The organism is Streptomyces sp. NPDC088252, from assembly GCF_044740965.1.
Classification (GTDB): Bacteria; Actinomycetota; Actinomycetes; order Streptomycetales; family Streptomycetaceae; genus Streptomyces.
The window spans coordinates 117,233-135,084 of the sequence record NZ_JBIURS010000013.1; the positions used below are offsets into that span (position 1 = coordinate 117,233).

Consider the following 17,852-nt stretch of genomic DNA (forward strand, 5'->3'; position numbering starts at 1 on the left):
CCTCGGTCGCGCCCCTCAGGCGCGCGGCGCACAGCCGAGCACATGTGCCTTGACCAGCACCCCGATGTCCGGATCCTTGCGCAGGAACGCCTCGATGAGCGCCTCGTGCTCCTCCGCGTACGACTTCTGCACGGTGCCCAGCCACCGGATCGACAGGGCGGTGAACACCTCGATGCCCAGCCCCTCCCAGGTGTGCAGCAGCACGGCGTTCCCGGCGGCCCGCACCATCTCGCGGTGGAATCCCACGGTGTGCCGGACCTGCGCCTCGCCGTCGGCCAGCCGGTCCGCCTCGTAGAGTGCCGCCACGTGCGGTGCGAGGCGCGAGCAGTCCTCGCCGAGGGCCGGAGCCGCCAACTCCGCCGCGATCTGCTCCAGGCCTGCCCGTACCGGATAGCTCTCCTCCAGGTCGGCCGCCGTGAGATTGCGGACCCGTACGCCCTTGTTGGGCGCCGACTCGATCAGCCGGAGCGTCTCCAGCTCCCGCAGGGCCTCGCGCACGGGCGTCTGGCTGACCTCCAGCTCGGTGGCGATCCGGCGCTCCACGATCCGCTCACCGGGCTTCCAGCGCCCGCTGACGATCCCGTCCACGATGTGCTCGCGGATCTGTTCGCGCAGCGAGTGGACGACGGGCGGGGTCATGAGGGGCTCCTTCGGGGCAAACCGGTGCTGTCCGCACCATCACGGCTGCCGGGGCGACCGGTGGTGTCTAGACAATACGGCGGCGCCCCCGTCCGGAAGTGTTCCGGACGGGGGCGCCGCTGGTGAGGCTGGTTACAGCCGTGGTGCTCAGAGGCCGAGCTCGACCTCGAACTCACCGGCCTCCAGGATCGCCTTGACCGCGGTCAGGTAGCGGGCGGCGTCGGCGCCGTCCACCAGACGGTGGTCGTAGGAGAGCGAGAGGTACGTCATGTCGCGGACACCGATGACGGTGCCCTCGGCGGTCTCGATGACGGCCGGACGCTTGACGGTGGCACCGATGCCCAGGATGGCTGCCTGGTTCGGCGGCACGATGACCGTGTCGAACAGGGCACCGCGCGAACCGGTGTTGCTGATGGTGAAGGTGGCACCGGACATGTCGTCCGGCGTCAGGCCGCCACCGCGGGCCTTGCCGGCCAGCTCGGCGGTCTTCTTCGAGATACCGGCGATGTTCAGGTCGCCCGCACCCTTGATGACCGGCGTCATCAGACCCTTCTCGGCGTCCACGGCGATGCCGATGTTCTCCGAGTCGAAGTACGTGATGGTGCCTTCGTCCTCGTTGATCCGGGCGTTGATGACCGGGTGGGCCTTCAGCGCCTGGGCGGCTGCCTTGACGTAGAACGGCATCGGCGAGAGCTTGACGCCCTCACGGGCCGCGAAGGCGTCCTTCGCCTGGTTGCGCAGCTTCATCAGCTTGGTGACGTCGACCTCGACGACCGAGGTCAGCTGGGCCTGCGAGTGCAGCGCCTTCATCATGTTGTCGCCGATGACCTTGCGCATGCGGGTCATCTTGACCGTCTGACCGCGCAGCGGGGACGCCTCCAGCTTCGGCGCCTTCGAGACCGCACGGCCTCCGGCGGTCACCGCGGCGGCGGCCGGAGCCGGGGCAGCGGCGGCGGCCTTGGCGGCCTCCGCGGCGGCGACGACGTCCTGCTTGCGGATACGGCCACCGACGCCGGTGCCCTTGACCGCGCCCAGGTCGACGCCGCTCTCGGCGGCGAGCTTGCGGACCAGCGGCGTGACGTACGCGCCGTCGTCACCGGAGGTCGCGGCCGGGGCGACCGGAGCCGGAGCGGCGACGGGCGCCGGAGCGGCCGGGGCGGCGACGGGCGCCGGAGCGGCCGGAGCCACCGGAGCCGGAGCGGCGGGCGCCACCGGGGCCGGGGCCGGAGCGGGGGCGGCCGGAGCCGGAGCCGGGGCCGGAGCGGCCGGTGCCGGGGCGGCGACGGGCGCCGGTGCGGCCGGTGCCGGGGCAGCCGCCGGAGCGGCACCCGGGGCACCGATGACGGCGAGCTTGGCGCCGACCTCGGCGGTCTCGTCCTCGGCGACGACGATCTCCAGCAGCACACCGGAAACCGGGGCCGGGATCTCGGTGTCGACCTTGTCCGTGGAGACCTCCAGGAGGGGCTCGTCCTCGGTGACCTCCTCGCCGACCTCCTTCAGCCAGCGGGTGACGGTGCCCTCGGTGACGCTCTCGCCGAGCGCCGGCAGGGTGACGTCGGTCCCGGCGGCGCCACCGGCCGGTGCGGCGGCGGCCGGTGCCTCGGCCACGGGGGCCGGGGCGGCGGGAGCCTCGACGGCGGGCGCCGGGGCCGGGACGGCGGCGGGCTCGGCGGCCGGGGCCGCGGCGGCAGCCGGCGCGCCCGTGCCGTCGTCGATGACGGCCAGCTCGGCGCCGACCTCGACGGTCTCGTCCTCGGCGACCTTGATGGCGGAGAGGATGCCGGCCGCCGGGGCCGGGATCTCGGTGTCGACCTTGTCGGTCGAAACCTCGAGCAGCGGCTCGTCGGCCTCGACGCGCTCGCCCTCGGCCTTCAGCCAGCGGGTGACAGTGCCCTCGGTGACGCTCTCGCCGAGCGCCGGAAGGGTTACGGAAACCGACATGGTTTCAGTTGCTCCTTACGAAAGTGCGGAAGTAGGTCGGTCGTCGCGCCCGGTCGACTGAATCAGTCGTGGGAGTGCAGGGGCTTGCCGGCGAGGGCCAGGTGGGCCTCGCCCATCGCCTCGTTCTGCGTCGGGTGGGCGTGGATGAGCTGCGCGACCTCGGCGGGCAGCGCCTCCCAGTTGTAGATCAGCTGGGCTTCGCCGACCTGCTCGCCCATTCGGTCACCGACCATGTGGACGCCTACCACGGCACCGTCCTTGACCTGGACGAGCTTGATCTCGCCCGCGGTCTTGAGGATCTTGCTCTTGCCGTTGCCCGCGAGGTTGTACTTCAGAGCGACGACCTTGTCCGCGCCGTAGAGCTCCTTGGCCTTGGCCTCGGTGATGCCGACGGAGGCGACCTCGGGGTGGCAGTACGTCACCCGCGGGACACCGTCGTAGTCGATCGGAACGGTCTTCAGACCGGCCAGCCGCTCCGCCACCAGGATGCCCTCGGCGAAGCCGACGTGCGCGAGCTGGAGCGTCGGGGCCAGGTCGCCCACGGCCGAGATGGTGGGCACGTTGGTCTGCATGTACTCGTCGACGAGGACGTAGCCGCGGTCCATCGCGACGCCGGCCTCCTCATAGCCCAGGCCCTGCGAGACCGGGCCGCGGCCGATGGCGACCAGCAGCACCTCGGCCTCGAAGGTCTTGCCGTCGGCGAGGGTCACGCGGACGCCGTCCTGCGTGTACTCGGCGCTCTGGAAGAACGTACCGAGGCTGAACTTGATGCCGCGCTTACGGAAGGCGCGCTCAAGAAGCTTCGAGCTGTTCTCGTCCTCGACCGGGACGAGGTGCTTCAGACCTTCGATGATCGTGACATCGGTGCCGAAGGACGTCCACGCCGAGGCGAACTCGACGCCGATGACGCCGCCGCCCAGCACGATCGCGGACTTCGGGACGCGGTCCAGCTTGAGCGCGTGGTCCGAGGAGATGATGCGGTTGCCGTCGATCTCCAGGCCCGGCAGCGACTTCGGCACGGAGCCGGTCGCGAGAAGCACGTGGCGGCCCTGGACGCGCTGACCGTTCACATCCACCGAGGTAGGGGAGGAGAGCCGCCCCTCACCCTCGATGTAGGTGACCTTGCGCGAGGCGATGAGACCTTGCAGACCCTTGTACAGGCCCGAGATCACGTCGTCCTTGTACTTGTGCACGGCCTCGATGTCGATGCCCTCGAAGGTGGCCTTGACACCGAACTGGTCGGCCTCGCGCGCCTGGTCGGCGATCTCGCCGGCGTGCAGCAGGGCCTTCGTGGGGATGCAGCCGTTGTGCAGGCAGGTGCCGCCGACCTTGCCCTTCTCGATCAGAGCGACGTCCAGGCCCAGCTGCGCTCCGCGCAGGGCCGCGGCGTAACCGCCGCTACCACCGCCGAGGATCACTAGGTCGAAAACGGTGCTGGCGTCGTTCGCCACGTCACGTCCTCCATGCATGTGCGCCGTACGCCGGGCCCCGTCGCTGGGGGATGACCGGCCGGTCGGCTGGTGTTCGGCCGCTTTTGTTATTCGGCCCTGTGGTGGGGGCCCTGTCCTGCCGAGAACCCATCTTCGCACTTGTCGACGGTGGGCGGGACGCGGGGCCCGGGTCTGGGACGGATGATCATCCGTCCCGGGTGGTTACCGCTGCGTAGAGCCCCATTGATTTCGTTGAGAGCGAAACCTGCCGGATCCCTGCGGCGATGCCACCCGGAGAACACGTACGGCCCCGGACGTATGCCCGGGGCCGTAGGTCGGCTGCTGCGTCAGCCGAGGTCTCCGGCAGCGGTGCGCTCGGCCAGCTTCACCAGCGTGCGGACGGCGGAACCGGTGCCGCCCTTCGGCGTGTAGCCGTACGGCGCTCCCTCGTGGAAGGCCGGGCCCGCGATGTCCAGGTGCGCCCAGGCGATGCCCTCGCCCACGAACTCCTTCAGGAACAGACCGGCGACCAGGCCGCCGCCCATCCGCTCGCCCATGTTGGCGATGTCGGCGGTCGGGGAGTCCATGCCCTTGCGCAGGTCGGCGGGGAGCGGCATCGGCCAGGAGGCCTCGCCGACCTCCTCGGCGATCTCGTGGATGGAGGTACGGAAGGCGTCGTCGTTCGCCATGATGCCGAAGGTGCGGTTGCCCAGCGCCAGCACCATGGCGCCGGTCAGGGTCGCCACGTCGACGATCGCGTCCGGGTTCTCCTCCGAGGCGCGGGTCAGCGCGTCGGCGAGGACGAGCCGGCCCTCGGCGTCCGTGTTCAGGACCTCGACGGTCTTGCCGCTGTACATGCGCAGCACGTCACCGGGGCGGGTGGCGTTGCCCGACGGCATGTTCTCGGCCAGCGCCAGCCAGCCGGTGACATTGACCTGGAGGCCCAGACGGGCGGCCGCGACGACGCTCGCGAACACGGCGGCGGCGCCGCTCATGTCGCACTTCATCGTCTCGTTGTGACCGGCCGGCTTCAGCGAGATGCCGCCCGAGTCGTAGGTGATGCCCTTGCCGACCAGGGCCAGGGTCTTCTCCGCCTTCGGGTGCGTGTAGGCGAGCTTCACCAGGCGCGGGCCGTGGGTCGAGCCCTGGCCGACGCCCAGCAGACCGCCGAAGCCACCCTTGACGAGTGCCTTCTCGTCGAGGACCTGCACCTTGATGCCGTGCTCCTTGCCCGCGGCGGTGGCCACGGCGGCGAAGGACTCGGGGTACAGGTCGTTCGGCGGGGTGTTGATCAGGTCGCGGGCGCGGTTGATCTCCTCGACGACCGCGACGGCACGCTCGGCGGCCGCCTTGAACGCCTTGTCGCGCGGCTTGGTGCCGAGCAGGGCGACCTCGCCGAGCGGCAGCTTCGCGCCGTTGCCGTTCTTCTTGCCCTTGGGCGCCAGCTTGTCCTCGCCGCCCTGGTACGCGGTGAAGGCGTACGCACCGAGGAGCGCGCCCTCGGCGATCGCCTCGGCGTCCTCGGCGGACGCGACGGGCAGCGCGAAGCCGGCCTTCTTCGAGCCGTTCAGGGCACGGGCGGCCGAGCCCGCGGCCCGGCGCAGTGCCTCGGCGTCGTACGCCGCGTCCTTCTCCGGGACGGAGCCGAGTCCGGCCGCGATGACGACCGGGACCTTGAGGCCGTCGGGCGCGGGGAGCTTGGTCACCTCGCCCTCGGCACCCGTGGCGCCCAGGGCCTCCAGGACGGCGGCGAGCTTTCCGCCGAACGCCTTGTCCACGGCCTCGGCGCCCGGCGCGAGGACCAGGCCCCCAGACTTGGCTCCAGCGCCCTTGGCGACGCCGACGACGAGTGCGTCGGCGCGCAGCGTCGCCGCACCGGCAGTGCTGAGAGTGAGAGCAGTCACGGTGGTGAAATCTCGCTTCCGTTGAGTTCGTTGTCGGTCGAGGGGTGGGCCGACCGTGCCCGGCGCATCGTAGACGCCGCCGCAATGTGCCGGGAATGAGCCTACGCGCGCCTTTGCTGCGGGATCACGGCGGCGGGCCGTCCGCGGCCCGTCGTGGCGTCGTGACGGAGACCGGGCGCCGCGGGATCGGGGGCCGTGCGGCACGAACGCGCCGTGGAAGTAGGGTCGTTGTCGGTGACGGACCCATGGGGGGAGAACCATGCGCGCCCATGGGGCTGCACGCGTGACGCGACCGGGACCGGCGTTGCCGGTCACCGTGCCGATTCTGCTGGCTGTGCTGATCCTGCTGACCGGCTGCACCTCGGCGCCGGAGAGCGGCGCGGAGGACCACTGGCGGCCGAAGGCCGGCATCGACTGGCAGTGGCAGCTCTCCGGCCGGCTGGACCCCACCGTGGACGTGCCGGTGTACGACATCGACGGCTTCGAGCACAAGGCCTCGGCCGTCTCCGATCTGCACCGCCGGGGCCGCAAGGTGATCTGCTACCTCTCCACCGGTGCCTGGGAGGAATTCCGCCCGGACGCCGGGAAGTTCCCCGCCTCGGTGCGGGGCAAGGGCAACGGGTGGGAGGGGGAACGCTGGCTCGACATTCGCCGCACGGACGTCCTGGAGCCGCTGATGGAGGAACGGATCGCGATGTGCGCGAAGAAGGGCTTCGACGCGGTGGAGCCCGACAACATGGACGGCTACCGCAACCGCACGGGCTTCCCGCTGACCGCCGCCGACCAGCTGCGCTACAACCGGCTCATCGCGCGTATCGCACACCGCCACGGACTCGCCGTCGGCCTGAAGAACGACCTCGGCCAGATCCCGGCGCTGGAGCCGGACTTCGACTTCGCGGTCAACGAACAGTGCGCGCAGTACGACGAGTGCGAGGCGCTCACCCCGTTCGTGAAGGCGGACAAGCCCGTCTTCCACGTGGAGTACGAGCTGCCGGTCTCCCGGTTCTGCGCCGGGTCGAAGCGGCTGGGGCTCAGCTCACTGCTCAAGAAGTACGAGCTCGGAGCATGGCGCCAGGAGTGTCCGGGGGCCCGTGCCTGAGGGCTGTGCCGGAGCGGGGGCGGACAGGTCCCGGCCGGTCGTCCGGGCCGGGACCCGACCGACGGCGACGCGGCGGGGCGTGGCACCGGGGCCGCGCCCGGCGTGATCCGGACGACAGGACCTAACCGAGGGACAGCATCACCAGGGCCGCCGTCGCCGCCGTCTCCGCCAGGGCGCCGAAGACATCGCCGGTCACCCCGCCGAAGCGCCGCACGCAGTGGCGCAGCAGCAGTTGGGCGACGCCGAGGGCGACCAGCGCGGCGAGGGCGTGGCGCGGTGCTCCGTACCCGCCGAGGAGCGCGCCGGCCCCGGCGCAGGCCACGACCACGACGGCCCCGACCGCCACCGCGGCCCGGAGCGTGACCGTGCCCGCCACCGCCGCGCCCAGCCCCTCCGGACGGGCCGCCGGCACGCCCTGACGCGAAGCCAGCGTGAGCGCCAGCCGGGCGGTGACCGCGGCGACGACCGCCGCCACCGCTCCCCGCACCCAGCTCTGCACGTACAGCTGGTCGAGGACCGCGACCTGGGCCGACAGCACGAACAGCAGGGTGATCACACCGAACGGCCCGATGTCCGACCGCTTCATGATCCGCAGGGCGTCGTCGGCGGGTCTGCCGCTGCCCAGGCCGTCCGCGGTGTCCGCGAGGCCGTCCAGGTGCAGCCCCCGGGTCAGCACGGCCGGTACGGCGACGGACGCGACCGCGGCGAGCAGCGGGCCGGAGCCGAGCAGCAGCAACAGGCCGCCGGGCACCGCGGCGAGCAGCCCCACGACGAGGCCGGCCAGCGGCGCGCACAGCATCCCGGCGCGGGCGGCACCGCGGTCCCAGCGGGTGACGCGGACGGGGAGCACGGTCAGGGTGCCGAAGGCGAAACGCAGGCCATGGCTGTTCAGGGAGGTCACGGCGCGCAGGCTAATCGCTGCGACTGGCCGATAGATTGGACAGAACGTGACAGATCGTGACGGAAGCGTCCTATCAGGAGTGGGTGGCATGGGTCACTGGTTCGATCGCAACATCGTCGAGCCGGGGAAGCTGCCGCTGCTCCTCGCCCTGGCCGCCTTTGTGCTCACCTTCGTCATCACCCGGTTCATCACCCGGATGATCAGGGCGGGAAAGGGGCCGTTCCGCAACATCACCCCCGGTGGGATGCATATCCATCACGTGGTGCCCGGGGTGGTGCTCAGCGTCGTCGGCGGTTTCGGGGCGGTCGCCAGCGGACGCCACGGCGTCACCGCTGCGGTCTGCGCGGTGATCTTCGGCATGGGTGCGGGTCTGGTGCTGGACGAGTTCGCCCTGATCCTCCACCTCGACGACGTGTACTGGACCGAGGAGGGCCGCCAGAGCGTGGAGGTCGTGGTCCTCACGGCGGCGCTGGTGCTGCTGGTCCTGGCCGGTTTCTCACCGCTCGGCGTGAACGAGCTGAGCAGCGAGGAGCAGCAGAGCAGGCTCGGTGTCGTCCTGACCCTGGTCGTCAACTTCTGTTTCGTGCTGATCTCCCTGTTCAAGGGCAAGGCGCGGCTCGCGGTCCTCGGCACCCTCGTTCCGTTCGTCGCGCTGATCGGGGCGATCCGGCTGGCCCGGCCGACCTCGATGTGGGCGAGGCGCTTCTACCGCGAGCGCCACCGCGCCCGTGCGCGAGCTGTGCTGCGCGCCTACCACCACGATGTGCGCTGGGCGGGCCCGCGCCGCCGAATTCAGGACCTGATCGGCGGCGCCCCGGACCGGTCCCCTGCCCCGGGCCCCAAGCCCTGAGCCCGGCGGCGCCGGAGCCGGCGGCGGTCCCGGCGGACCGTGGCGGCGCACAGCACGAGCACCGCGGCGATCGCGGCCAGGTGCTCCTTGCCCGCCAGGTTGTTCTTGAAGATCATTTCGGCCACCATCGCCGCGATCACCAGTGCCCCGGTGAACCAGGCCCGATAGACATAACACACATAGACGGCCAGCCCGACCACCGCCGCCGACGGACCGGTGTCGACGACCTTGGCATCCGTCGCGGGCAGCCCGAACAGTCCTTCGGGATCGATCGAGACACCGATCCGCGCGTACATCGTCCCGGCCAGCGTCGCGACGTACGCGATCAGCAGGGTCCGCCGGCGGCCCAGACAGATCTCGGCGGCCCCGAACACCACCAGGATCTGCACCAGTGCCCCCCACACCGGCAGGTCCAGTGCCGGGACGAACAGCGACAACGGGGTGCGCAGCAGGGCCGCCCACAGCGGGTCCTCGGCCCGTACCGCCCCGAGGTCGTGCACCGGCCCGTACCCCCAGGACTGGTTCTGCACCACCTGGACCAGTGCCGTCAGACAGACGGCCGCGAGCGTCATCGGGATCGCCTGCAACCGGGAGGTGGCGAGTGCGTAGCGTACGGTCGAGAACAGCGGGCCCCACTCGCGAAGGGCCGCTCTGCGCAGGGCGCGCACCGGTCTCATCCGCGGGTCCCGAGATGCGAGCGGTGCAGCCACTTGGGCAGTCCGGGAGCCTCCAGGAACCCTTCGGCCCGGCCCGCCGCGAGGCCGATGCGCAGCAGGTCCGAACTCTTCTCGAAGAGCATGAAGCGCGGCTCCCAGATCGGTCGGTACTTGGCGTTGGCGCGGTAGAGCGACTCGATCTGCCACCAGCGCGAGAAGAAGCTGAGCATGGAGCGCCACAGCCTCAGCACCGGTCCGGCACCGAGCCGTGAACCCCGCTCGAAGACGGACCGGAACATCGCGAAGTTCAGCGAGACCTGGGTGATCCCGATCTCCTCGGCGCGCTGCAGGAGTTCGATGACCATGAACTCCATCAGGCCGTTCTCGGCGTCCCGGTCACGGCGCATCAGGTCCAGCGAGAGGCCGTTCGGCCCCCACGGCACAAAGCTCAGCACCGCGCGCAACTCGCCCGGACCGCCCCCCTCCTCGGTGGGCGCGTCGCGGCATTCGAGCATGACGCACTGCCCGTCGGCCGGATCGCCCAGCCGGCCCAGCGCCATCGAGAAGCCGCGCTCGGTCGCCCCGTCGCGCCAGTCGTCGGCGCGCCGGACCAGTTCGGCCATCTCGTCGGCGGGGATGTCGGCGTGCCGGCGGACGGTCACGTCGTACCCGGCGCGCCTGACCCGGTTGTAGGCCTGGCGGACGGTCCTCATCGCGCGTCCTTCGAGGGTGAATTCGGCGGTCTCCACGATCGCCTCGTCGCCCAGCTCCAGGGCGTCGAGGCCGTGCCGCGCGTAGATGGTGCCGCCCTCCTCGCTCACCCCCATCGCGGCCGGGATCCAGCCGTGCTCACGGGCCTCGGCCAGCCACGGCTCGATCGCGCCGGGCCACGCCTCCGGGTCTCCGATGGGATCGCCGGAGGCCAGCGAGACCCCGCCGACCACCCGGTAGGCGACGGCGGCCTTCCCGGTGGGCGACCAGATGACGCTCTTCTCCCGGCGCAGCGCGAAGTACCCGAGCGAGTCCCGCTCGCCGTGCTTGTCGAGGAGCGCGCGCAGCCGGGCCTCGTCCTCGGAGGTGATCGGATCGACGGCGCGGCGGGCCCGGAACGCCGCGTACACGACGGCGATCAGCAGCAGGGTGGAGAGGATGTTGATGCTGACGTTGACCCAGCCGGGCGTGGTGATCCCGGGGTAGTTGGTGTCGTTGTCGGTGATCGAGACCAGTCGCAGGGTGCCGTAGCGCCAGCGGTCCAGGAACGTCGAGCGGTATTCGTCGTGCGCGGTGTTGGTGAGGGTCACCAGGCCCGCGGCGATCAGCGAGGTGACCAGGAGTCCGCCGGCCGCGACGATCGCGGCCAGCCGGGGGTTGGACCGGTCGCCCTTCGCATAGAACTCACGCCGCCCGAGGACCAGGGCCAGCACGAAGACGGCGGTCAGCACCAGCGAGATCCAGTTCTGCGGATACTGCCGCACTTCCGGGAACGGGATCACCAGGACGAAGAGCAGCAGCAGAAGACTGCTCACCACCATGTTCACGATCCAGGCGGCCCGCTTGCGGCGGCGCATGGTGATCGCGAGGAAGAGGGCGACCACCCCGGAGGAGAAGCCCGCGGTGAGCAGGTACGGGGTGAAGTAGTTCGCGGTGTTGTGGCGGCGCAGGTCGTTTCCGAGCGTGACCCAGACGGCGCTCAGGAAATTGATGAACGACACGACACGCAGGTACCAGATGGTGAACGCGGCACTGCGGCGTGACCGGGCGGTGCTCTGTGCCCGGGGGCTGCCCCGCCCGGAATCCTCGGTGGACAATCGGACCTCTCCCATGAAAAGCGATCATATGTTGCATCGCGCAGCATGAGGGGACTGTGCTGCGGTCGTTTGCTGGGCGACCGCAGCTCCGCCGGGTCCGTCAGCCGTCGGTCGCCTCGTGGTCGGCTCCGCTTCCGTCGGCCTCTTCGCCGGCACCGTCCTTCTCGTCGGCGACGGGTGCGCGCTCGGGCAGCTCCGCCGCCAGTGCGGCCGCGGCCCGAACAAGTGGAAGTGCGAGCAATGCCCCGCTTCCTTCCCCCACCATGACGCCGTGGTCCAGCAAGGGGTTGAGTGCCATCCGGTCCAGGGCCTTGGACTGCGCCGGCTCTCCGCTCGCCTGGCCCGCCAACCACCAGTCCGGTGCCCGGAACGCCGCCCGCTGACCCACCAGCGCACAGGCCGAGGAGACCACCCCGTCCAGAATCACCGGCAGCCTGCGCACCGCGCACTGCAGCAGGAACCCGGTCGTGGCCGCCAGATCCGCACCGCCCACCGTGGCAAGCAGCTCCAGCTGATCACCGAGGACCGGCCGGGCCCGTCGCAGCGCGTCCCGGATCGCCGCACACTTGCGCATCCACGCCAGATCGTCGATGCCCGCACCGCCGCGCCCGGTGACCACCGAGGCGTCCGTGCCGCACAGCGCCGCGATCAACGTGGCCGCGGCCGTCGTACCACCGACGCTCAGATCGCCGAGCACCACCAGATCGGTGCCCGAGTCGGCCTCCTCGTCGGCGATCGTCATGCCCAGACGCACCGCCTGCTCGGCCTCCTCGGCCGTCAGCGCGTCCTCGATGTCGATCCGGCCGCTGCCGCGCCGCACCCGGTGACGGACCACGGACTCGGGCAGCAGTTCGGGGTCGCAGTCCAGACCGGCGTCGACGATCCGCACCGGTACGGAGAACTGCCGGGCCAGCACGGCGAGCGGGGTGGAACCCTCCAGCGTGGCCCGCACCAGTTCGTACGCGGTCCCGGCGGGGCGCCCGGAGACACCCAGCTCGGCCACCCCGTGGTCGCCGGCGAAGAGCACCACGCGTGGCTGCTCGATCACCCTGACCGGTACGGACTGCTGGGCGGCGGAGAGCCATTCGCCCAGCTCGTCCAGGCGGCCGAGGGCGCCCGGAGGAACGGCCAGGCGCTCCCGGCGTTCCTCGGCGTCGCGCCGTACGCCGCCGTCGGGGCGTTCGATCAGGTCGGAGAAGTCGTCCAGATTCACGGGGGTCTGCCTCGCGGGTCGATGCGTCCAATGGGCCGGTGAGCCCGGCGGCGGGCTCACTGCGGAACAGTACCCGTCACATTTCTGACGCCCGGTCAGCGCGGAGTTCCGCCTCCGAACCGCAGCTGCGTCATCGCGGGTGTCAGGGTCCGCAGCCCCGGCAACAGCGACTGGAGCCGGATCAGTTCACCCATCGCGCCCCGCCCCCGCGGCAGCCGCAGTGCCCGCACCTCGGTGATCGCCGGATGCGCGCAGCGCAGCTTGTGCCGCTCGCCGGGGTTCATCGCCCAGCGCATCGGCGGAACGGTCATCCGGCCGACCTTCGACGTACCGGCCACCGTGCCCCTGGCCAGCCAGCGCGCCATCGTGTCCAGGACCAGGATGCCGCCGGGCAGTCGTTCGGCGCAGCCCGCCAGGATCCTCCGTACCTCGGGGGGAGGCAGATACATCAGCAGCCCCTGCGTCGTCACGACGACCCCGCGGCCCACCGGGTCCTCGATCTCGTCCAGCCAGGACAGATCGGTCGCCGACCGGGCCAGGGTGCGCAGCCGGTCGGAGGCGGGCAGCAGCGCCCGGCGCAGCTCGGCGACCTCGGGCAGCTCCACGCTCAGCCAGTTCAGCCGGTTGTTGTCGACCCGCCAGAAGCCGGTCTCCAGCCCGTCGCCGAGCGCGACCACCGTGGCCTGCGGCCGGTCGGCGAGATAGCTCTGCACGGCCAGGTCGAAACAGCGGGAGCGCAGCCCCTGGGCCTGCGAGTGGAACGCGTTCGGCCGCCCGAACCGCTCCTCGAAGGGGTAGTCCAGATCCTTCAGCAGCCGCAGGGCCATCGGATCGTCCAGCACCGGGTAGCGCTGCCCCGCCTCGTACGCCCGGTTGTACAGCGTCCACAACAGGGTCTCGGGAACCCCGTTCAGCATCGGTCGTACGCCTGCCATGTCCGCTCCTCCTGGTTCTCTTCCGTCGGCGATCTCGCGTTCCGTGCCCGAGCCCGTTCCCGTCGCCGTGCTCCGGTCAACCGCGCAGCGTCAGCATCTGTCCGGCCACCGCCAGCAGCACCTGCTCGCACTCGTCGGCGAACGCGGCGTTCAACCGCCCCAGCTCGTCCCGGAACCGTCGCCCGGCAGCCGACGCGGGCACCACGCCCGAGCCGGTCTCGTTGGTCACGGCGACGACCGTGCGCCGTGTTCCGCGCACCGCGGCGACCAGCTCGGCGGTCCGCTTCCGCAGCGTGTCCTCGCCGCCGCCCGCCCACGCCGCGTCGTCCCAGGCGTTCACCCGGTCCATCGCGTCCGTCAGCCACAACGACAGACAGTCGATCAGCAGCGGCGGCCCGTCCGATTCCAGCAGTTCCACCAGCTCGCAGGTCTCCTCGGTGCGCCAGGCGGCCGGCCTGCGCTCCCGGTGCAGTCCGATCCGGGCCGCCCACTCCGTGTCCCCCTCCCTGCCTCCACCGGTCGCCACGTAGACCACCTCGGGGTACGTCTCCAGCCGCCGCTCGGCCTCCACCGACTTCCCCGACCTGGCGCCGCCGGTCACCAGCGTGCGCCGCGGCACCTCCGGCACCGCGTGGTACTCGCCCACCATCAGCGTCGTCCCGTCCGGCACGGCCCGCGCGCCGGCCGCGGCGAGCCGACGGTCCAGTTCGGCGCCGGGCGGCGCGTCGTGGTCCAGGTGGACGGCGACGATCTCGGTGGCCGGCCCGATCGCCTCGACGGCCCGCAGCCGTGCCACCGCGTCCGGCCGCCCGACGACATCGCCCACCACCATGTCGTACGGCTGCGCCACCCGGTCCGCGAGACCGGAGGGGGCGCCGCCCGGCGGCAGGTAGAGCAGCCGGGCGCCCTCCGGCGCGGTCACCTCGTAGCCCGTACCCGGCGCGTCCATCGGCACCGCCCGCACCCGATGCCCGCTGATCAGCGTCAGCTCCCGTCCGTCCGGTACCCGTCCCGCCGGAGGCAGCCCGGCAGGCAGCTCCACGGCGGGCCCGTCGTGCGGGTGGGTGAGCAGCACCTGCCGTACGCCGGTGAGCGAGTGCCCCGCACGGGCCGCGGCGAACACGGCCCCCGGCGTGAGATCGAGCAGTAGCGCGTCGTCGATCAGCAGAGCGGTCGCGGCCCGCGAGCGCGCCCCACGGGCGGTGGCGCAGGCGGCGCATGGGCAATCGGGCCGCGGCAGCCCGTCGGGGGCTCCGGTGCCGAGCAGAGTCAGTTCCACGCCTCCGATCCTCCCGCGTCCGCGCGCCGGCTGCGCGGCCTGGGGGGTGTCCGGACCGGCGCACGACCCGTTCCGTCACTGGTTGGAGGCACTAGGCTGCGGGCAGCAAAGTGACCCAGGAGGCGGACATGGCGTGGACGTGGCGGTTCGAGAAGTCCGACGGTACGGAGACGGAGCCGGCCCTGCGGCCGGAGGAATTCACGACGCAGGGCGACGCGGAGTCCTGGATCGGTGAGTACTGGAAGGAACTCCTCGACGGTGGGGCGGACCAGGTGACGCTCTTCGAGGACACGACGAAGATCTACGGCCCCATGAGCCTCCAGGCCGACCAGGGCTGACCCGCCCCGACGCGTGGCGGGCCGGTCCTGGTTCCGGTTGTACGGGCTCGGGCCTGCCGCCGAGCCCGTACGGCCGCGGATCGGGCGTGAGGTCAGATCTCGCCCAGGGTGACCTTCGCCGTCGACTCCGCCCCGTTGCGCAGATACGTCACGGTGACCTTCTGGCCCGGCTTGTCCGAGGCCAGCGCCTCCGACAGGGACGTGATCGTCGTGACCGGCAGATCACCGATCTTGGTGATGATGTCGCCGACCTGCAGCCCCGCCTTGTCCGCGGCGCCGTCCTTCGTCACGCTGACCAGGGCCACTCCGGCCGGCTGGTAGTTCGCGTCGACGACCGTGCGTCCGACGATGTTCAGCGCCGCCCGGCCCGAGTCGGTGACCCTGCCGCTCTTGATGATCTGGTCGGCGACCGTCTTCACCATCGACACGGGGATCGCGAATCCGATGCCCGGGGCCGCGGAATCACCCATCTGCGGGTCGATCGCCCCCAGGGTCGGGATGCCGATCACCTCGCTGTCGAGGTTGACCAGCGCGCCACCGCTGTTCCCCGGGTTGATCGCCGCCGAGGTCTGCACCATGTTCGCGATCGTCGCGCCCGTGCCCCCGCCCGCGCGGCTTTCGCTGACGGTCCGGCCGAGTGCCGAGACGATGCCCTGGGTGACGCTGGAGGACAGCCCGAGCGGCGATCCCATCGCCAGCACGATCTGCCCCACCTCGACCTTGTCCGAGTCACCGAACTTCGCGGGCTTCAGCCCCTTCGGCACGGTGTCCAGCTTGATGACGGCCAGATCCTGTTCCGGATAGGAGGCGACCAGCGTGGCGTTCTCCACCTTCTCGCCGGTGGCGACGGTGACCTTGAACGTCTTCTCGTTGCCGACCACATGGGCGTTGGTGACGATGTGGCCCTTGGAGTCGTAGACGACGCCGGAGCCCAGGCTGTTGCCGGCTTCGATCTGCACGACGGACGGCAGCACATTCTTGATCACGGCCTGGTAGTCGCTCTGCAGATCGCTGGCGGCCTGGGTGGCGGAGCCCGACGTGGTGGGGTCGGGGCTCGGTGAATCGGAGCTCGAGTCCGAGCAGCCGCTGACCAGGGCGAGCGCACAGAAACCTGCGGTCAGCGGCAGCAGCAGACGACGTACACGGCTGCGGGAGTGAAATGCATCCATGTCCGGATTGTCGCTTTTAGTCCCCTTGGTGGCCTCTCGGGAGAGGCTGACCGGGCACCCCTCCCGGCGTCCTTGACGACCGGCTCACGCCTCCGGGCCGGTCCCGGGGATTCATCGGACGCCCCCGCCGCCTGTCCGGCTCCGATCCGCCGGACGGGTTCCGGGGTGTTCGTGTTCCGAGGTGTTCCCGCAGCCCCTAGCCCCGGACCCCGCACAGATGCAGCAGAGCGGCCACCCGGCGGTACGGGTCCGTCCGCCCGGCCCGGTCCTCCGCGGCCAGCACCTGCTCCAGTTCGGCGGCGGCCGGCAGTTCCACGTCGTTGCCGACGTTGTCCGTGAAGACGCGCACCCCGTACCAGGTGTGCAGGGGCGCGGCGATCCCGGCCAGCGTGGCCGTCAGGGCGTCCAGCCGGTCGGCCCGAACCGCGAGGCCCAGTCGGCTGGTGTACGTATCCGTGTCGAAGGCGGTCAGCGTGGCGTCCCAGTCCCCGGCGGTCCCGGGCCGCATCGCCAGCGCGTCGGCGTTCCGCACGAGCAGCGAGAGCAGTCCGCCGGGGGCCAGCATCCGCGCCAGTCCGGCCAGCATCGCGTCCGGCTCCCGGACGTACATCAGCACGCCGTGGCAGAGCACCACGTCGAAGCTGCCGGGCAGGAAGTGCACCCCGGTGTCCAGGCCGTCGCCCTCGATCAGCCGGACCCGCTCACGGATGCCCGCGGGTTCGCTGCCGAGCGCCTCACGGGCCACCCGCAGCATCTCCGCGTCGGACTCCAGGCCCGTGACGGTGTGACCGGCCCTGGCCAGGCGCAGCGCCTGGGTGCCCTGGCCCATGCCGACGTCGAGGACGCGCAGCCGCTGCCCGACCGGGAAGCGGGCGGCTATCTGCTCGTCGAGCTGTCGCGCGACGAGCTCCTGGCGGACGGTGTTGCGCAGTCCGCCGAGCCCCTTCAGCCACATCGGGGTGGCTCCCGAGAATCCGGTGACCAGGGCGGGCGCGGCGCTGTCCGGCAGGTCGGCGGCAGGACCGCCGACCGAGCCGGAGATGTCCGTGCTCAGGGCCGCTCTCCGCGCTTGACCTGCGGCTTCGGCAGTCGGAGCCGACGCATCTGAAGCGTACGCATCAGCCCGTAGGACACCGCGCCGCGCTTCGGCGTATCGGGGAAGCGCGCGTTCAGCTGCTTCTTCAGGCGGAACGCGAGACCGATCGAGTCGACGACGATCAGCACGATCACGATGAGCCAGAGCAGCAGGGAGATGTTCTGGATGTTCCGCACCTGGATCACGCTGAGGATCAGAATGATCACGGCGAGCGGCAGGAAGAACTCCGCGATACAGAAACGCGAGTCCACGTAGTCGCGGACGAAGCGCCGCACCGGGCCCTTGTCACGGACCGGCAGATAGCGCTCGTCGCCACTGGCGAGCGCCTCACGCTGCTTGGCCAGGTCCACACGGCGCGCTTCGCGCTGCCGCTTCATGGCCTCCTTGCGGTCGAGCGGCGCGCCACTGGAGGCGCGACGGCGCTGCGACTGGGCATCGCTGCGCTTGGGGGTGGGGCGACCTTTGGGGGCCTGCGGGTCGCGGGGCTGCTTGGAGAGGTCCGCCGTCACCTTGCCGGTGGGCGCCTTCTCTTCCTTCGAACGGCTACGGAACACAAGGCCCAAGGGTACGGGTTCGATCGCCGGGACCCCAGGC

The 17,852-nt window shown here is 71.3% G+C and carries 16 protein-coding genes; 3 read left to right on the forward strand and 13 right to left on the reverse strand.

What is annotated here, in order from left to right:
• Positions 1–15: 15 nt before the first annotated feature.
• The 4 genes from ACIOHC_RS25840 to ACIOHC_RS25855 all read right to left on the reverse strand — a co-directional run bounded on the left by ACIOHC_RS25840 (position 16) and on the right by ACIOHC_RS25855 (position 5,914).
• Positions 16–639: a GntR family transcriptional regulator gene (locus tag ACIOHC_RS25840; protein WP_351083259.1), complete on the reverse strand. Its 624-nt coding sequence runs from the start codon at positions 637–639 to the stop codon at positions 16–18.
• Positions 640–786: 147 nt separating this feature from the next.
• Positions 787–2,580 (reverse strand): 2-oxoglutarate dehydrogenase, E2 component, dihydrolipoamide succinyltransferase, encoded by a 1,794-nt coding sequence (sucB, locus tag ACIOHC_RS25845; protein WP_389637295.1) that lies wholly within the window; start codon positions 2,578–2,580, stop codon positions 787–789.
• A 62-nt stretch (positions 2,581–2,642) separates the two neighbouring features.
• Positions 2,643–4,031 (reverse strand): dihydrolipoyl dehydrogenase, encoded by a 1,389-nt coding sequence (gene lpdA / locus ACIOHC_RS25850; protein ID WP_351083262.1) that lies wholly within the window; start codon positions 4,029–4,031, stop codon positions 2,643–2,645.
• 326 nt (positions 4,032–4,357) lie between these two features.
• Positions 4,358–5,914: a leucyl aminopeptidase gene (locus ACIOHC_RS25855; protein WP_351083264.1), complete on the reverse strand. Its 1,557-nt coding sequence runs from the start codon at positions 5,912–5,914 to the stop codon at positions 4,358–4,360.
• A 259-nt stretch (positions 5,915–6,173) separates the two neighbouring features.
• On the opposite strand from ACIOHC_RS25855, the gene ACIOHC_RS25860 reads away from it, so the two are divergent.
• Positions 6,174–7,013 (forward strand): endo alpha-1,4 polygalactosaminidase, encoded by an 840-nt coding sequence (locus tag ACIOHC_RS25860; protein ID WP_365694043.1) that lies wholly within the window; start codon positions 6,174–6,176, stop codon positions 7,011–7,013.
• Between the two features lie 121 nt (positions 7,014–7,134).
• Here the strand turns inward: ACIOHC_RS25860 and ACIOHC_RS25865 are convergent, their stop codons facing one another.
• The gene (locus ACIOHC_RS25865; RefSeq protein WP_365694045.1) at positions 7,135–7,914 is read right to left on the reverse strand and encodes an adenosylcobinamide-GDP ribazoletransferase; all 780 of its coding nucleotides are present in this window, start codon (positions 7,912–7,914) and stop codon (positions 7,135–7,137) included.
• Positions 7,915–8,002: 88 nt separating this feature from the next.
• On the opposite strand from ACIOHC_RS25865, the gene ACIOHC_RS25870 reads away from it, so the two are divergent.
• The gene (locus tag ACIOHC_RS25870; RefSeq protein ID WP_351083270.1) at positions 8,003–8,764 is read left to right on the forward strand and encodes a hypothetical protein; all 762 of its coding nucleotides are present in this window, start codon (positions 8,003–8,005) and stop codon (positions 8,762–8,764) included.
• On the opposite strand, the gene ACIOHC_RS25875 is transcribed toward ACIOHC_RS25870, so the two are convergent.
• The 5 genes from ACIOHC_RS25875 to ACIOHC_RS25895 form a co-directional block, all read right to left on the reverse strand.
• The gene (locus ACIOHC_RS25875) at positions 8,707–9,441 is read right to left on the reverse strand and encodes a hypothetical protein (RefSeq protein WP_351083272.1); all 735 of its coding nucleotides are present in this window, start codon (positions 9,439–9,441) and stop codon (positions 8,707–8,709) included. The genes ACIOHC_RS25870 and ACIOHC_RS25875 overlap by 58 nt on opposite strands.
• On the reverse strand, positions 9,438–11,243 hold the full coding sequence (locus tag ACIOHC_RS25880) for a phosphatidylglycerol lysyltransferase domain-containing protein (protein ID WP_351083274.1): 1,806 nt from the start codon (positions 11,241–11,243) through the stop codon (positions 9,438–9,440). The genes ACIOHC_RS25875 and ACIOHC_RS25880 overlap by 4 nt, the downstream gene beginning before the upstream one ends.
• Positions 11,244–11,328: 85 nt before the next feature.
• Entirely contained in the window at positions 11,329–12,441 is a 1,113-nt protein-coding gene (gene cobT, locus ACIOHC_RS25885; protein WP_351083277.1) for a nicotinate-nucleotide--dimethylbenzimidazole phosphoribosyltransferase, read from the reverse strand.
• Between the two features lie 95 nt (positions 12,442–12,536).
• Entirely contained in the window at positions 12,537–13,376 is an 840-nt protein-coding gene (locus ACIOHC_RS25890; protein WP_351083279.1) for a class I SAM-dependent methyltransferase, read from the reverse strand.
• Between the two features lie 76 nt (positions 13,377–13,452).
• Positions 13,453–14,655, reverse strand: a complete 1,203-nt coding sequence (locus ACIOHC_RS25895; protein ID WP_351083281.1) for a bifunctional adenosylcobinamide kinase/adenosylcobinamide-phosphate guanylyltransferase — start codon at positions 14,653–14,655, stop codon at positions 13,453–13,455.
• 128 nt (positions 14,656–14,783) lie between these two features.
• On the opposite strand from ACIOHC_RS25895, the gene ACIOHC_RS25900 reads away from it, so the two are divergent.
• Positions 14,784–14,993, forward strand: a complete 210-nt coding sequence (locus tag ACIOHC_RS25900; protein WP_351083283.1) for a hypothetical protein — start codon at positions 14,784–14,786, stop codon at positions 14,991–14,993.
• A gap of 92 nt (positions 14,994–15,085) precedes the next feature.
• Here ACIOHC_RS25900 and ACIOHC_RS25905 read toward each other — a convergent pair whose 3' ends face one another.
• The 3 genes from ACIOHC_RS25905 to ACIOHC_RS25915 all read right to left on the reverse strand — a co-directional run bounded on the left by ACIOHC_RS25905 (position 15,086) and on the right by ACIOHC_RS25915 (position 17,812).
• Positions 15,086–16,162 carry a trypsin-like peptidase domain-containing protein gene (locus tag ACIOHC_RS25905; protein ID WP_351083284.1) on the reverse strand — a complete coding sequence of 359 codons (1,077 nt, stop codon included), beginning with the start codon at positions 16,160–16,162 and terminating at the stop codon, positions 15,086–15,088.
• Between the two features lie 196 nt (positions 16,163–16,358).
• The gene (locus tag ACIOHC_RS25910; protein ID WP_365694049.1) at positions 16,359–17,117 is read right to left on the reverse strand and encodes a methyltransferase domain-containing protein; all 759 of its coding nucleotides are present in this window, start codon (positions 17,115–17,117) and stop codon (positions 16,359–16,361) included.
• A gap of 95 nt (positions 17,118–17,212) precedes the next feature.
• A complete protein-coding gene (locus ACIOHC_RS25915; protein ID WP_351083287.1) occupies positions 17,213–17,812 on the reverse strand; it encodes a DUF3043 domain-containing protein in 600 nt (199 codons plus the stop codon).
• Positions 17,813–17,852: the final 40 nt, after the last annotated feature.

Bases quoted from the DNA above. Each gene is read 5' to 3' on its own strand.
- ACIOHC_RS25840 (WP_351083259.1), bottom strand. From the start codon at position 639: ATGACCCCGCCCGTCGTCCACTCGCTGCGCGAACAGATCCGCGAGCAC.
- sucB (WP_389637295.1), bottom strand. From the start codon at position 2,580: ATGTCGGTTTCCGTAACCCTTCCGGCGCTCGGCGAGAGCGTCACCGAG.
- ACIOHC_RS25860 (WP_365694043.1), top strand. From the start codon at position 6,174: ATGCGCGCCCATGGGGCTGCACGCGTGACGCGACCGGGACCGGCGTTG.
- ACIOHC_RS25870 (WP_351083270.1), top strand. From the start codon at position 8,003: ATGGGTCACTGGTTCGATCGCAACATCGTCGAGCCGGGGAAGCTGCCG.
- ACIOHC_RS25875 (WP_351083272.1), bottom strand. From the start codon at position 9,441: ATGAGACCGGTGCGCGCCCTGCGCAGAGCGGCCCTTCGCGAGTGGGGC.
- ACIOHC_RS25880 (WP_351083274.1), bottom strand. From the start codon at position 11,243: ATGGGAGAGGTCCGATTGTCCACCGAGGATTCCGGGCGGGGCAGCCCC.
- ACIOHC_RS25890 (WP_351083279.1), bottom strand. From the start codon at position 13,376: ATGGCAGGCGTACGACCGATGCTGAACGGGGTTCCCGAGACCCTGTTG.
- ACIOHC_RS25900 (WP_351083283.1), top strand. From the start codon at position 14,784: ATGGCGTGGACGTGGCGGTTCGAGAAGTCCGACGGTACGGAGACGGAG.
- ACIOHC_RS25905 (WP_351083284.1), bottom strand. From the start codon at position 16,162: ATGGATGCATTTCACTCCCGCAGCCGTGTACGTCGTCTGCTGCTGCCG.
- ACIOHC_RS25910 (WP_365694049.1), bottom strand. From the start codon at position 17,117: ATGTGGCTGAAGGGGCTCGGCGGACTGCGCAACACCGTCCGCCAGGAG.